13 protein-coding genes are annotated in these 13,704 nt (G+C 71.8%); 2 read left to right on the top strand and 11 right to left on the bottom strand.

From position 1 onward, the window contains the following. Positions 1–33: 33 nt before the first annotated feature. The 10 genes from OG736_RS30465 to OG736_RS30420 all read right to left on the bottom strand — a co-directional run bounded on the left by OG736_RS30465 (position 34) and on the right by OG736_RS30420 (position 11,334). Complete coding sequence (locus tag OG736_RS30465; RefSeq protein WP_327185215.1) at positions 34–408, bottom strand: hypothetical protein; 375 nt, start codon at positions 406–408, stop codon at positions 34–36. Positions 409–505: 97 nt separating this feature from the next. Continuing rightward, positions 506–2,020: an Asp-tRNA(Asn)/Glu-tRNA(Gln) amidotransferase subunit GatB gene (gene gatB / locus OG736_RS30460; RefSeq protein WP_327185214.1), complete on the bottom strand. Its 1,515-nt coding sequence runs from the start codon at positions 2,018–2,020 to the stop codon at positions 506–508. A 15-nt stretch (positions 2,021–2,035) separates the two neighbouring features. Further along, on the bottom strand, positions 2,036–2,275 hold the full coding sequence (locus OG736_RS30455; protein WP_020131415.1) for a hypothetical protein: 240 nt from the start codon (positions 2,273–2,275) through the stop codon (positions 2,036–2,038). Then, the gene (gene gatA / locus OG736_RS30450) at positions 2,272–3,774 is read right to left on the bottom strand and encodes an Asp-tRNA(Asn)/Glu-tRNA(Gln) amidotransferase subunit GatA (protein WP_327185213.1); all 1,503 of its coding nucleotides are present in this window, start codon (positions 3,772–3,774) and stop codon (positions 2,272–2,274) included. Before gatA ends, OG736_RS30455 begins: the two co-directional genes overlap by 4 nt. A 5-nt stretch (positions 3,775–3,779) precedes the next feature. Next, on the bottom strand, positions 3,780–4,076 hold the full coding sequence (gene gatC, locus OG736_RS30445; protein ID WP_007384860.1) for an Asp-tRNA(Asn)/Glu-tRNA(Gln) amidotransferase subunit GatC: 297 nt from the start codon (positions 4,074–4,076) through the stop codon (positions 3,780–3,782). Between the two features lie 191 nt (positions 4,077–4,267). After that, complete coding sequence (locus OG736_RS30440; RefSeq protein ID WP_327185212.1) at positions 4,268–6,523, bottom strand: putative bifunctional diguanylate cyclase/phosphodiesterase; 2,256 nt, start codon at positions 6,521–6,523, stop codon at positions 4,268–4,270. Positions 6,524–6,792: 269 nt separating this feature from the next. Next, positions 6,793–8,985 carry an NAD-dependent DNA ligase LigA gene (gene ligA, locus OG736_RS30435; RefSeq protein ID WP_327185211.1) on the bottom strand — a complete coding sequence of 731 codons (2,193 nt, stop codon included), beginning with the start codon at positions 8,983–8,985 and terminating at the stop codon, positions 6,793–6,795. Positions 8,986–9,000: 15 nt separating this feature from the next. Continuing rightward, positions 9,001–10,002 (bottom strand): methionine synthase, encoded by a 1,002-nt coding sequence (locus OG736_RS30430; RefSeq protein ID WP_327185210.1) that lies wholly within the window; start codon positions 10,000–10,002, stop codon positions 9,001–9,003. Positions 10,003–10,053: 51 nt separating this feature from the next. Beyond that, positions 10,054–10,752, bottom strand: coding sequence for an SDR family oxidoreductase (locus OG736_RS30425; RefSeq protein ID WP_327185209.1), 699 nt, complete (start codon positions 10,750–10,752; stop codon positions 10,054–10,056). Positions 10,753–10,770: 18 nt separating this feature from the next. Next, positions 10,771–11,334: an LOG family protein gene (locus OG736_RS30420; protein ID WP_327185208.1), complete on the bottom strand. Its 564-nt coding sequence runs from the start codon at positions 11,332–11,334 to the stop codon at positions 10,771–10,773. A gap of 50 nt (positions 11,335–11,384) precedes the next feature. Here OG736_RS30420 and OG736_RS30415 point away from each other — a divergent pair, with 50 nt between their 5' ends. Together OG736_RS30415 and OG736_RS30410 are read left to right on the top strand one after the other, a co-directional pair. Beyond that, entirely contained in the window at positions 11,385–11,738 is a 354-nt protein-coding gene (locus OG736_RS30415) for a DUF427 domain-containing protein (protein ID WP_327185207.1), read from the top strand. A gap of 38 nt (positions 11,739–11,776) precedes the next feature. Continuing rightward, positions 11,777–12,562 (top strand): alpha/beta fold hydrolase, encoded by a 786-nt coding sequence (locus tag OG736_RS30410; RefSeq protein ID WP_327185206.1) that lies wholly within the window; start codon positions 11,777–11,779, stop codon positions 12,560–12,562. 3 nt (positions 12,563–12,565) lie between these two features. Here the strand turns inward: OG736_RS30410 and mnmA are convergent, their stop codons facing one another. Continuing rightward, on the bottom strand, positions 12,566–13,696 hold the full coding sequence (gene mnmA, locus OG736_RS30405) for a tRNA 2-thiouridine(34) synthase MnmA (protein ID WP_327185205.1): 1,131 nt from the start codon (positions 13,694–13,696) through the stop codon (positions 12,566–12,568). Between the last annotated feature and the right edge of the window lie 8 nt (positions 13,697–13,704).

Raw genomic sequence — 13,704 nt, 5'->3', positions numbered from 1 at the left:
GTGTCAGTCGGGCACGTGTCAGTCGGGCACGTGTCAGTCGGCCTGGTCGCCGATCGCCATCACCATCACCCCGGCGATCAGCAGCCACAGCGCGCGCCTGGTACGGCCGCGGGAGCCCAGGAGGGCGGCGAGGGCACACACGGCGGCGCCGAGGGCGTAGGCCGCCGGGACGAAGGCGGGGGCGGAGCCGGTGAGGCGCAGGAGGGACGCGGCGAGTCCGGCGAGGGTGAGCAGCGCTCCGGTGCCGATCGCCGTCCAGCGGGCCCGACGGGCGTCCTCGGTGCCGTGTTCCTCGTCCGCGTCGTCGTCCGTGTCGTCCGGTTCGGCCGCATCCACTGCTTCGGTCGTTCCGGCCTGCGGGCCGTCGTCTATGTCGTCCTGTGTGTCGGAGTCGGTTCGTGCCCTCATGGCGGGCGAGCGTAGCGCGTCGAGCTGAGAAGAGAGACGCCCGGGGGGAGTGCGCCGGTGCGGCGCACTCCCCCCGGGCGCGAGGAGAACGGCGGGCTCAGCCCTCGCTGACGCCCAGCTTCTCCAGGATCAGCTCCTTGACGCGGGCCGCGTCGGCCTGGCCGCGCGTGGCCTTCATCACCGCGCCGACCAGGGCGCCGACCGCGGCCACCTTGCCGCCGCGGATCTTGTCGGCGATGCCCGGGTTGCCGGCGATGGCCTCCTCGACGGCGGTGGTGAGCGCACCCTCGTCGGAGACGACCTTCAGACCGCGCTTGTCGACGACCTCGTCCGGAGTGCCCTCGCCGGCGAGCACGCCCTCGATGACCTGACGGGCCAGCTTGTCGTTCAGATCGCCCTTGCTCACCAGCTCGGTGACCCGGGCGACCTGCTCCGGCGTGATCGCCAGCTCGTCGAGCGAGACGCCCGACTCGTTGGCGCTGCGCGCCAGTTCGCCCATCCACCACTTGCGGGCGGAGGCGGCGTCCGCGCCGGCGTCGATCGTGGCGACGATCGGGTCCAGCGCGCCGGCGTTCAGGATCGACTGCATGTCAAAGGCCGAGATGCCCCACTCCGCCACGAGGCGGTTGCGGCGGGCCAGCGGCAGCTCCGGCAGACCGCCCCGGATCTCCTCGACCCACTCACGGGACGGGGCGATCGGCACCAGGTCGGGCTCCGGGAAGTACCGGTAGTCCTCGGCCTCCTCCTTCACGCGGCCCGAGGTCGTCGACCCGGTGTCCTCGTGGAAGTGGCGGGTCTCCTGGATGATCGTGCCGCCGCCGTCGAGCACGGCGGCGTGCCGCTGGATCTCGAAACGGGCCGCGCGCTCCACGGACCGCAGCGAGTTCACGTTCTTCGTCTCGGACCGGGTGCCGAACTTCTCCCGGCCGTGCGGGCGCAGCGACAGGTTCACGTCGCAGCGCATCTGGCCCTGCTCCATGCGGGCCTCGGAGACACCGAGCGCCTTGATGAGCTCGCGCAGTTCACGGACGTACGCCCGCGCGACCTCGGGGGCGCGCTCGCCCGCTCCCTCGATCGGCTTGGTGACGATCTCGATGAGCGGGATGCCGGCGCGGTTGTAGTCCAGCAGGGAGTGGGACGCGCCGTGGATACGGCCGGTGGCGCCGCCGACGTGCAGCGACTTGCCGGTGTCCTCCTCCATGTGGGCGCGCTCGATCTGCACCCGGAAGGTCTCGCCGTCCTCCAGCTGTACGTCGAGGTAGCCGTCGAAGGCGATCGGCTCGTCGTACTGGGAGGTCTGGAAGTTCTTCGGCATGTCCGGATAGAAGTAGTTCTTCCGGGCGAAGCGGCACCACTCGGCGATCTCGCAGTTCAGCGCGAGACCGATCTTGATCGCGGACTCGATGCCGATCGCGTTGACGACCGGAAGCGCGCCGGGCATGCCGAGGCAGGTGGGGCACGTCTGCGAGTTGGGCTCGGCGCCCAGCTCGGTCGAGCACCCGCAGAACATCTTCGTCTTGGTGCCGAGTTCGACATGGACCTCGAGGCCCATGACGGGGTCGTACGACGCCAGTGCGTCCTCGTACGACACCAGGTCGGTCGTGGTGGTCACGGTGAAACTTCCCTCTCAGCCCAGCAGGACGTCGTCGTCGCCCAGCCGCTTCAGCTCGCGGTAGAGGATGGCGAGGCCGGTGACGATGGCGACGGCGGACACGGTGGCGTCGATCAGGACCAGGGTGTCCTTCTCGGCGCGGGCCTTCTTCAGCCGCTTGGCGACGCCGAACGCGCCGAACGCGGTCCCGGCGATGGACAGGTACGTACCGGACTTGGACTTCTTGAAGCCCTTGGCCTTGTTCAGTGCGCTCACAGCGACGGAGCCTCCTCGAGAAGCGGGTGACCCCACCTTTCCACGAAGGCTGCCTCGACGGCGGCGCCGACCTTGTAGAGCCGGTCGTCCTTCAGCGCCGGGGCGATGATCTGGAGACCGACCGGGAGGTTGTCCTCCGGGGCGAGACCGCAGGGCAGCGACATGGCCGAGTTGCCCGCGAGGTTGGTCGGGATGGTGCACAGGTCGGCCAGGTACATCGCCATCGGGTCGTCGGCGCGCTCGCCGATCGCGAAGGCGGTGGTCGGCGTCGTGGGCGACACGATCACGTCGACCTGCTCGAAGGCCTTCTCGAAGTCCCGCGTGATGAGCGTGCGGACCTTCTGCGCCGAGCCGTAGTAGGCGTCGTAGTAGCCCGAGCTCAGGGCGTACGTGCCGAGCATGATGCGGCGCTTGACCTCGGGGCCGAAGCCCGCCTCACGGGTGAGGGAGGTGACCTCCTCCGCCGAGTGGCTGCCGTCATCGCCGGTCCGCAGGCCGTAGCGCAGGCCGTCGAAGCGGGCGAGGTTGGACGAGCACTCGGACGGCGCGATCAGGTAGTACGCCGACAGGGCGAGGTCGAAGGACGGGCAGTCCAGCTCGACGATCTCGGCGCCCAGCTCCTTCAGCAGCGCGACGGACTCGTCGAACCGCTGGATGACGCCGGCCTGGTAGCCCTCGCCGCGGAACTGCTTCACGACACCGACGCGCATGCCTTCGACGCTGCCGTTGCGGGCGGCCTCGACCACCGGCGGGACGGGCGCGTCGATGGACGTGGAGTCCAGCGGGTCGTGCCCGGCGATGACCTCGTGCAGCAGCGCCGCGTCCAGGACCGTACGGGCGCAGGGGCCGCCCTGGTCGAGGGAGGACGAGAAGGCGACCATGCCGTACCGCGAGACCGCGCCGTACGTCGGCTTCACGCCGACCGTGCCGGTGACGGCGGCCGGCTGGCGGATGGAACCGCCGGTGTCGGTGCCGATGGCCAGGGGCGCCTGGAAGGAGGCGAGCGCGGCGGAGGAACCGCCACCGGAACCGCCGGGGATCTTGGTGAGGTCCCAGGGGTTGCCGGTCGGCCCGTAGGCGCTGTTCTCGGTGCTCGACCCCATGGCGAACTCGTCCATGTTGGTCTTGCCGAGGATGACGACGTCGGCGGCCTTCAGCCGCTTGGTGAGCGTCGCGTCGTACGGCGGGATCCAGCCCTCGAGGATCTTCGAACCGACGGTCGTCGGGATGCCCTCGGTGGTGAAGATGTCCTTGAGCGCGAGCGGGACGCCGGCCAGCGGGCCGAGCTTCTCGCCCCGCTCCCGCTTCTCGTCGACGGCGCGGGCCTGGGCCAGCGCGCCCGCACGGTCGACGTGCAGGAAGGCGTGGACCTTCTCGTCGACGGCCTCGATGCGCGCCAGGTGCGCCTCGGTGACCTGGACGGCCGTGAGCTCGCCGGAGGCGATCTTCGCGGCGGTCTCGGCGGCCGTGAGCTTGATGATGTTGACGTTGTCCGTCATGGCGGTTAGTCCTCCCCCAGGATCTGCGGCACCTTGAAACGCTGCTGCTCCTGGGCCGGGGCGCCGGAGAGCGCCTGCTCGGGGGTGAGCGACGGACGGACCTCGTCCGCCCGCATGACGTTCGTCAGCGGGAGCGGGTGCGAGGTCGGCGGTACGTCTTGGTCGGCGACCTCGCTGACGCGGGCGACCGCGCCGATGATGTCGTCCAGCTGTCCCGCGAAGTGTTCGAGCTCTTCGGGCTTCAGCTCCAGACGCGCCAGCCGGGCGAGGTGGGCGACCTCCTCGCGCGTGATGCCAGGCATGCAGCGTTCCTCTGGGGTGGAGTGAGTGAGTGTGTGGTTTGGCCCAATCCTAGGGTGCGGGACGGCATACCCGTGAAACGGTTCGGCTCGCCTCCCGGGTTCTCACCGGCGTCCCTCGGCTCCGGCGCCCTCGCCGAGCCTCGGGGCGCGGGAATCGGGCGGACCGGTGAACGCGCGGGCGCAGGGGCCGGCTACTCGTCGGACGCGGCTGCCGGGAGGGCCGCCGCGGGGCGCTGCCAGCCGCGTGAGCCGCGGGCCCGCAGCCAGGCCGTCGCCTCCTCCGGGGGCATCGCCGCGGCCACCAGCCAGCCCTGGACGGCGTCGCAGCCCAGGTCACGCAGGCGCTCCCAGGTCTCGTCGTCCTCGACGCCCTCGGCCACCACCAGCAGCCCCAGCGAATGTGCGAGGTCGACCGTGCAGCGCACGATCTCGGCGTCCTCGGTGTCGACGGCCAGCCGGGCCACGAAGGAGCGGTCGATCTTCAGCTCGCTCACGGGAAGCCGTCGCAGGTGCACCAGGGAGGAGTAGCCCGTTCCGAAGTCGTCCAGCGACATCTTCACGCCGTGCCCGGTCAGCGCGTTGAGGGTGTCGGCGGCGCGCTGCGGGTCCTCCAGCAGGACGTGCTCGGTTATCTCCAGTTGGAGCGCTCCCGCGGGCACTCCGTGCCGGGCCAGCCGGGCCGCGACGGAGCCGGCGAAGCCCGGGGTGTGCACGTCGCGGGGGGAGACGTTGACCGCGACCGGCACGTACAGCCCCTGGGCCCGCCACCGCGCGACCTGGCCGAGCGCCGTCTCCAGCACGTACTCGGTCAGATGGGGCATCAGCCCGGACGACTCTGCTATCGCTATGAACTCGTCCGGCGGTACCTTCCCGCGCTCCGGGTGCACCCAGCGGACCAGCGCCTCCAGCCCCGCCACCTGCCCGTCGAAGCGGACCTTCGGCTGGTAGTGCAGCTCGACCTCGTGGGCGTCGAGCGCCCGCCGCAGGTCGCCCAGCAGCCCGAGCCGGTCGGGAGTGTTGGAGTCGCGCTTGGACTCGTACACCTCGACGCCCGTACGGTCCCGCTTGGCCTGGTACATCGCCACGTCGGCCCTGCGCAGCATGCCCTCCGCGTCGAGGGCGTGGTCGGGGAAGACGGCGACGCCGGCGCTGGCCTCCAGGACGAGGGTGAGGCCGTCGAGGTCGAGCGGCGAGCCGAGGTCGGAGACCAGCCCGCGGGCGATCCGTGACGCCGACGTCGTCGAGTCGGCGACGGGCAGTAAGACGGCGAACTCGTCCCCTCCGAGCCGCGCGACCTCCGCCCCGCGGGGCAGGGCGAGCTTCAGCCGCTCGGCTATCTGGAGCAGCAGCCGGTCACCGGCGAGATGACCGAGGGTGTCGTTGACCGAACGGAAGCGGTCGAGGTCGATCAGCATCAGGGCGGCGCGGGCGCCGATGCGCTCCGCGTCGTCCAGGGCGGTCCAGATGCGTTCCAGCAGCCACTGGCGGTTGGGCAGCCCGGTCAGCGGGTCGCGCAGCTGCTCCTCGGCGCGGGCGCGGGCCATCCACAAAGTGGAGTCGAGGGCGATGAGCGGGATGGCGAACAGCGGCAGCAGGATCGGCTTGGCCACGGCCACCACGCAGATCAGCGGCGCGATGCCCAGCAGGGCGACCGCGACCAGGCCCTGCCTGACCAGGGCCGTGCGGGCGACGGTGGGCAGTCCGCCGGAGCGCGGGGCCTGCAGGTACCAGAGGAGAACACGGGTGACCGCGAGATAGGCGACGGCCACCAGGACCACCTGGGGGCCGGTGTAGACCGTCCAGCTGTCGGGGGTCCAGGGCCGCTCCACGGACGGTATCGGTCCGCAGGCGGCCAGCAACAGCGCGCCCGCGCCGATGCCGAGGATGTCCACCGCGCCGTGCAGGACGCCCTGCCGCCAGCGGTGGCGCCGGGCTATGCCGACCAGGACGACGACGGTGAGGCTGACCAGTCCGGCCGCCACCCAGCCGTACAGCAGCAGGACGGCGAGGGTGAGCGCGGCGCCGGAGCCGGTGCCGCCCCACCAGCGGGCGCGGCCGAGCAGGACCAGATGGCCGACGATGACGCCGGCCAGCACGGCCAGGGCCCAGCCGGCCGTGCCGGACGGGAACAGCGCGTGGTGGTCGGTGAAGGCGCGGTAGAAGCCGGCGCCGAGGGCGAAGGCGGCGGCGGAGACGACCGAGGCGGGCAGCGCGGGCCAGGACAGGTGCCGGTCGGCCTCGGTGTCGGGCATCCCGGGATGCGGGGCGGAGGTGACGCGGAGGTCCGGACCGGAATGCGACGTCGCGTACGGCGCGGTGTGCGGCACATACGCCTCCGCGCCCGGAGGCCGCTCGGAGCGCGCCGTCCACCAGCTCCCCCACCAGACGCCGGCGACCCGGCGTCGGCGCAGCCGTTCGTCCGGGGCGGCGCTCTCGGTCGGTTCCATTCCCGTCCCTCTCACAGCCGGCGGTGCCCACGCCACGCGGCCCGTTGCCCGACAACTCCGGGCGGCGCCGCGTTGGAGAACCCTTCCCCCTGCTCGCCAGGAGCACGGAGGTGCCCCGACCGCAGCTGGGCACGGCAGGCGCACGTCTCAACAGTAGGCCGCGGAAGGCTTCCACGGGCAGCGGTCGTCGACGGTTGCCCGAATGCGCCCCGGCCACCCGTATGCATCTGGTATGCGCCGATCGGGTGACCTTCAACCGCCACTCGTCGCTACTCCTCGGTCGGAAGGGCGACTTCGGCCGCTGCCTCGGGTCCCTGTTCCAGCAGGACGGTGAAGCCGTCTTCGTTCAGAACCGGCACCTTCAACTGCATCGCCTTGTCGTACTTCGATCCCGGATTGTCACCCACAACGACGAAGGATGTCTTCTTCGAAACCGAACCGGTCACTTTCGCCCCTTGGTTCTGCAGGGCGTCCTTGGCGCCGTCCCGGGTGAAGTGCTCGAGGGTGCCGGTGACGACGACCGTCAGCCCTTCGAGGGGACGCGGTCCTTCGTCCTCCCCGGAGCCCTCCTCCTCCATCCGGACGCCGGCGGCCCGCCACTTGCGCAGGATCTCCTGGTGCCACTCCTCCTCGAACCACTCCTTGAGCGAGGCCGCGATGATGGCACCCACCCCGTCGGTGGCCGCCAGCTCCTCCTCCGAGGCCTGCTCGATCCGCTCGATCGAGCGGAACTCGCGGGCCAGCGCCTCGGCCGCGACCGGTCCGACGTGCCGGATCGACAGCCCGGTGAGGATGCGCGCCAGCGGGCGTTCCTTGGCGGCCGCGATGGTCTCCAGCATGGCGAGCGCGTTCTTCTTCGGCTCACCCTGCTGGTTGGCGAAGACCGTGGCGATCTTCTCCTCGCCCGTCTTCGGGTCCCGCTTGGGCAGACCGCTGTCCTGGTCGAGGACGTACGCCTTGATGGGCAGCAGCCGGTCGATGGTGAGGTCGAAGAGGTCGCCCTCGTCCCGCAGCGGCGGATCGGCCGGCTCCAGCGGATGAGTGAGGGCGGCCGCGGCGACATAACCGAAGTGGTCGATGTCCAACGCCCTGCGGCCGGCCAGGTAGAACACCCGCTCGCGCAACTGGGCAGGGCAGGTGCGGGCGTTGGGGCACCGCAGGTCGATGTCGCCCTCCTTCATCGGCCGCAGCCCCGCCCCGCACTCCGGGCACTCGGACGGCATCACGAACTCGCGCTCGCTGCCGTCGCGCAGGTCGGCGACCGGACCGAGGATCTCCGGGATCACGTCACCGGCCTTGCGCAGCACCACGGTGTCGCCGATCAGAACGCCCTTGGCCTTGACGACCTCCTGGTTGTGCAGGGTGGCGAACTCGACCTCCGAGCCCGCCACCGTGACCGGCTCGACCTGGGCGTACGGCGTCACGCGGCCGGTACGGCCGACACCCACGCGGATGTTGACGAGCTTGGTGTTGACCTCCTCCGGCGCGTACTTGTAGGCGATCGCCCACCGGGGGGCGCGGGCCGTGGAACCGAGCCGTCCCTGCAGTCGGATCTCGTCGAGCTTGACGACCACGCCGTCGATCTCGTGCGCCACCGAGTGCCGGTTCTCGCCGTAGTACGCGATGAACGCCCGTACCGCGTCGAGGTCGCCGACCACCTTGTTGTGCGGGGAGGTGGGCAGGCCCCAGGTCTCGAGGAGGTCGTACGCCTCGGAGAGGCGGGTCAGTCCCTCGTAGCCCTCCAGGGCGCCGATGCCGTGCACGACCATGTGCAGCGGACGCGAGGCGGTGACGCGCGGGTCCTTCTGGCGCAGTGAACCGGCGGCCGCGTTGCGCGGGTTGGCGAAGGGCTTGTCACCCGCCCCGACCAGACGGGCGTTCAGCTCCTCGAACTTCTCCATCGGGAAGTAGACCTCGCCCCGGATCTCCACCAGGGACGGGACCCCGTCACCGGTGAGGCGGTCGGGGATCTCCGCGATGGTGCGCACGTTGGGCGTGATGTCCTCACCCGTGCGGCCGTCGCCCCGGGTCGCCGCGCGCGTGAGACGGCCGTTCTCGTAGGTGAGGTTGACGGCGAGGCCGTCGACCTTGAGCTCGCACAGGAAGTGGTACGCGGAGCTGCCCACGTCCTTGTGGACGCGCTCGGCCCACGCGGCGAGTTCCAGGTCGTCGAAGGCGTTGTCGAGCGAGAGCATCCGCTCGCGGTGCTGGACGGCCGTGAACTCCGTGGCGTACGCGCCGGCGACCTTCTGGGTCGGCGAGTCGGGCGTCCGCAGCCCGGCGTACTCCTGCTCCAGTTCCTCCAGGGCGCGCAGGAGCCGGTCGAACTCCGCGTCGCTGATGACGGGAGCGTCCTTCACGTAGTACCGGAAGCGGTGCTCCTCGATCTGCTCAGCCAGCTGCGCGTGCTTCTCCCGTGCCTCGCTGGGCACCGTCGTCTCCGCTTGCCTGTCGCCGGCCACCGTGTCGTCCTCCCGTTACTCTGGGTTGTCCGCGAGGGATCTCGCCGCCCGGACGCAGTGCGCGAGGGCCTCGCGCGCGTACGCGGGGGAAGCTCCCGCGAGGCCGCACGACGGCGTGAGCGTGACCGCCTCGGTGAGCAGCCCCGGATGCAGCCCCAGCCTGCGCCACAGCGTCCTGACACCCATGACGCTACCGGCAGGGTCCGACAATGGGGCGTCCACGCCCGGCACGACACCGGCGAACAGCCGGGTACCCCCTTCGACCGCCTCGCCGATCGCGTCGTCGTCACGCTCGGTGAGCAGCGAGAAGTCGAAGGAGACCGCCGCCGCGCCGGCCCGGCGCAGCAGGGCGAACGGGACGTCCGGGGCGCAGGAGTGGACCACGACGGGGCCGTCGCCGTGCACCCCGACGACCTCCCGGAGGGTGGCCTCCACGACCTGCCGGTCGACGGCGCGGTGGGTGTGGTAGCCGCTGGCGGTCTTCACCTGGCCGCGCAGGACGGCGGTCAGGGAGGGTTCGTCGAGCTGGAGCACGATCCGCGCGCCGGGCAGGCGGCGGCGCACCTCCTCGAGATGCAGACGCAGCCCCTCGGCGAGGGAGCCGGCGAGGTCGCGGCGGGCACCGTGGTCCGAGAGCACCGACTGGCCGTTCTTCAGCTCCAGCGCGGCGGCGAGGGTCCAGGGCCCGACGGCCTGCACCTTCACCTGGCCCTCGTAGCCCTGCGTGAACTCCTCCAGCGCGTCGAGGTCCTCCCCCAGCCAGGACCGGGCCCGCTTGGTGTCCCGGCCCGGCCGGTCACCGATCCGCCAGCCGCTGGGCTCCACGCGCGCGAACAGCTCGACGAGCATCCCCGCGGTACGGCCGATCATGTCGGCGCCCGGACCGCGGGCCGGCAGCTCGGCGAGGAACGGGAAGTCCTCGAAGGACCCGGTGGCGGCCCTGGCGGCCTCGCGGGCGTCACCGCCGGGCAGGGAGCCGACGCCGGTGGCGGGGCCGAAACTGAAGTGTGCGTTCACGGGGTGAAGCCTACGTAGCCGCGGGGGCGCGTCTCGCCCCCGCGGGCGGTCTCACCGCCCCGGACGCACCGTCAGGTCGTTGACCTCCGCGTCCCGGGGCAGGTCGACGGCCATCAGGATCGTCGTCGCGACCGACTCGGGATCGATCCACTCACCCGGGTCGTACTCCTTGCCCTCCTGCTGGTGGACCTTGGCCTGCATGGGGCTGGCGGTGCGGCCGGGGTAGACGGAGGTGACGCGGACGCCGTGCTCGTGCTCCTCGGCGCGCAGGGCGTCCGCCAGCGCCTTCAGGCCGTGCTTGGAGGCGGCGTACGCGGACCAGTCGGCGCTCGCCCGCAGGCCCGCCCCGGAGTTCACGAAGACCACGTGCCCCCTGGTGGTCCGGAGTTGGGGCAGGAAGTGCCGGGTCAGCTCGGCCGGGGCGATCAGGTTGACGTCGAGCTGGTGGCGCCAGGACTTCGGGGTCAGGTCGCCGACCGGCCCCAGGTCGACCACGCCGGCGATGTGGAGGAGGGAGTCCACCCGGTCGGGCAGCGCCTGGTGGGAGAAGGCCCAGCTCAGCTTGGCGGGCTCGGCCAGGTCGCCGACCAGGGTCCGGGCCCCGGGAAACTCCGCCGCCAGTTCCTTCGCGCGGCCCGCGTCACGCGCGTGCAGCACGAGTTCGTCCCCGCGCGCGTGCAGACGGCGGGCGACGGCCGCGCCGATGCCGGAACCGGCTCCGGTGATCACATGAGTAGCCATGCCCGCCATGCTCGCATCACCGAGGAGTCACTCGACGCCCTGCCCCGCGGCGGTGGCCGCTGATGTCACGGCTTCCAGGTACGCGAGGGCGCCGACCGCCTCCTCCGCGAAGAACACCAGGTCGGTCAGGGGGCGGGGCAGGAACCCCTCGTCCTCCATGCGCCGGAACTGCTCCTTGAGGCCGTCGTAGAAGCCCGCGGTGTTGAGCAGCACGACCGGCTTGTCGGTGTGTCCGTGCTTCTTCAGCTCGAGGATCTCGGTCGCCTCGTCCAGCGTCCCGGTCCCGCCGACCATGATCACGACGGCGTCGGACTTCTGCAGGAGGAGCCGCTTGCGCTCGGCGAGATCCCGCGCGACGACCATCTCGTCGGCCCCGGCCCGCGCCTTGGCGGCGAGGAAGTCCACCGACACCCCGCACAGCCGGCCGCCGGCCTCCTGCACACCGTCCGCGACCACCTTCATCAGCCCGGTGTCGGAGCCGCCCCACACGAGGGTGTGGCCGCCCTTGCCGAGGAGTTCGGCGAACTCGCGCGCGGGGCGGGTGTAGCGGTCGTCGAGGTCGGCGGCGGAGAGAAAGACGCAGATACGCATGCGGCCACCGTACGCGGGAAGAACCGGGGGCCCGCGGGCGCTGTTCCGGCATGACCCGAGGACACACGATCACCATCGAGCGGGGCGACCGGCACATCAGGGTCGTCCACGGGGGCCACGTGCTGGCCGAGACCGACCGGGCGCTCGCCCTGCGCGAGACCGGCTGTCCGGTGCGCTACTACATCCCCGCCGAGGACGTACGGCTCGACCTGCTGACCCCCTCCGACACCCAGACGTACTGCCCCTTCAAGGGAACGGCCTCCTACTGGTCGCTGCCGGACGCGGCGGACCTCGTCTGGGGCTATCCCGACCCCAAGCCCGACGTCGCCGAGATCAAGAACCACCTGTGCTTCTACGAAGTGGAGGTCTCGGAGGCGGAAGTGCCGCAAGCGGAGGTGTCGTAGGCCGATGACCGCCGTGCCGTGCGGCAGTCTGCATGGGCATGGACAAGAAGACCATTTCGCGCGACGGCACCGAACTCGCGTACGCACGCGCCGGCGAGGGGCCCGCGGTCATCCTGGTGAGCGGGGCGATGTCCACGGGCGGCACCATGGCGCCCCTGGCCGGCCTGCTCGCGGACCGCTGCACGGTCCTGCGGTACGACCGCCGGGGCCGTGGTGAGAGCGGCGACACGACGCCGTACGCGGTGGAACGTGAGGTCGAGGACCTGGCGGCCCTCATCGACGCGGCGGGCGGCGAGGCGGCGCTCTACGGCATCTCCTCGGGCGGCGCGCTGGTGCTGGAGGCGGCGGCCGCCGGGCTGCCGGTGCGGCGGGTGGCCGTGTACGAGACGCCGTACGCCCTGGACGAGGAGGGCGCGCAGGGACGCGCCGCCTACACGGCGAACCTCACCGAGGCACTCGCGCAGGGGCGGCGCGGGGACGCCGTCGAACTGTTCCTGCGGCTGACGGGGCTGGCCGAGGAGATGATCCGGGGCGCCCGCCGGTCACCGATGTGGGAGGGGATGGAGGCCATCGCGCCGACCCTCGCCTACGACGACGCCGTCCTGGGCGGCGGTGCGCCGCCCAGGGAGCGGCTGGCCTCGATCGCGGTCCCGGTGCTCGCCGTGGCGGGCGAGGCCAGTGCGCCATGGCTGCGCGAGGCGACGCGCGCCGTCGCGGACGCGGTCACGGACGGCACGTACCGCGAGCTCGAGGGCCAGACCCACATGGTGGACCCGGCAGTCCTCGCGCCGGTGCTGGCGGAGTTCCTCGGGTCGGGCGACTGACGGTCAGGACACCCCGGCCGTCGCCCGCACGGTGGCCGCGATCGTCGCCGAGCCCACCACGCGCGTGTCGTCGTACAGCACGATCGCCTGGCCGGGGGCCACGCCCCGGACGGGCTCCGTGAAGGTGACCTCGAGGGAGCCGTCGACGAGCTCGGCCCGCACCTCGGTCTCGCCGCCGTGGGCGCGCAGCTGGGCCGTGTAGGTGCCGGGGCCGGTCGGGGCGGCGCCGCACCAGCGGGGCCTGATCGCGGTCAGGGCGGCGACGTCCAGGGAGGCGGCCGGCCCGACCGTCACCGTGTTGTTCACCGGGGAGATGTCGAGGACGTAGCGCGGCTTGCCGTCGGCGGCCGGGGTGCCGATGCGCAGGCCCTTGCGCTGGCCGATGGTGAAGCCGTAGGCGCCTTCGTGGGTGCCCACCTTGGCGCCGGACTCGTCGACGATGTCGCCCTCGGCCCTGCCCAGCCGGTTCGCGAGGAAGCCCTGGGTGTCGCCGTCGGCGATGAAGCAGATGTCGTGGGAGTCGGGCTTCTTGGCGACCGCCAGGCCCCGGCGCTCGGCCTCCGCGCGGATCTCGTCCTTCGTCGTCACCGTGTCGCCGAGGGGGAAGAGCGCGTGGGCGAGCTGCCGGTCGTCGAGGACGCCGAGCACGTACGACTGGTCCTTGGCCATGTCGGAGGCGCGGTGCAGCTCGCGCGTGCCGTCCTCGTCGACGAGGACCTTCGCGTAGTGGCCGGTGCACACCGCGTCGAAGCCCAGCGCGAGCGCCTTGTCCAGCAGCGCGGCGAACTTGATCTTCTCGTTGCAGCGCAGACAGGGGTTGGGGGTGCGGCCGGCCTCGTACTCGGCGACGAAGTCGTCGACGACGTCCTCCCGGAAGCGGTCGGCGAGGTCCCACACGTAGAACGGGATGCCGATGACGTCGGCCGCGCGGCGGGCGTCGCGGGAGTCCTCGATGGTGCAACAGCCTCGCGCGCCGGTACGGAACGATTGCGGGTTCGCGGAGAGCGCGAGGTGGACGCCGGTCACGTCGTGGCCGGCTTCCGCTGCGCGGGCGGCGGCGACGGCGGAGTCGACCCCGCCGGACATGGCGGCGAGTACGCGAAGGGGGCGGGAACGCTGCGAGGTCTCAGTCATAACCCTTC

The organism is Streptomyces sp. NBC_01334 (assembly GCF_035983595.1).
Lineage (GTDB): Bacteria > Actinomycetota > Actinomycetes > Streptomycetales > Streptomycetaceae > Streptomyces > Streptomyces coriariae.
The sequence above is the reverse complement of the archived record's forward strand: the minus strand, read 5'-3'. Positions and strand labels throughout refer to the sequence as shown.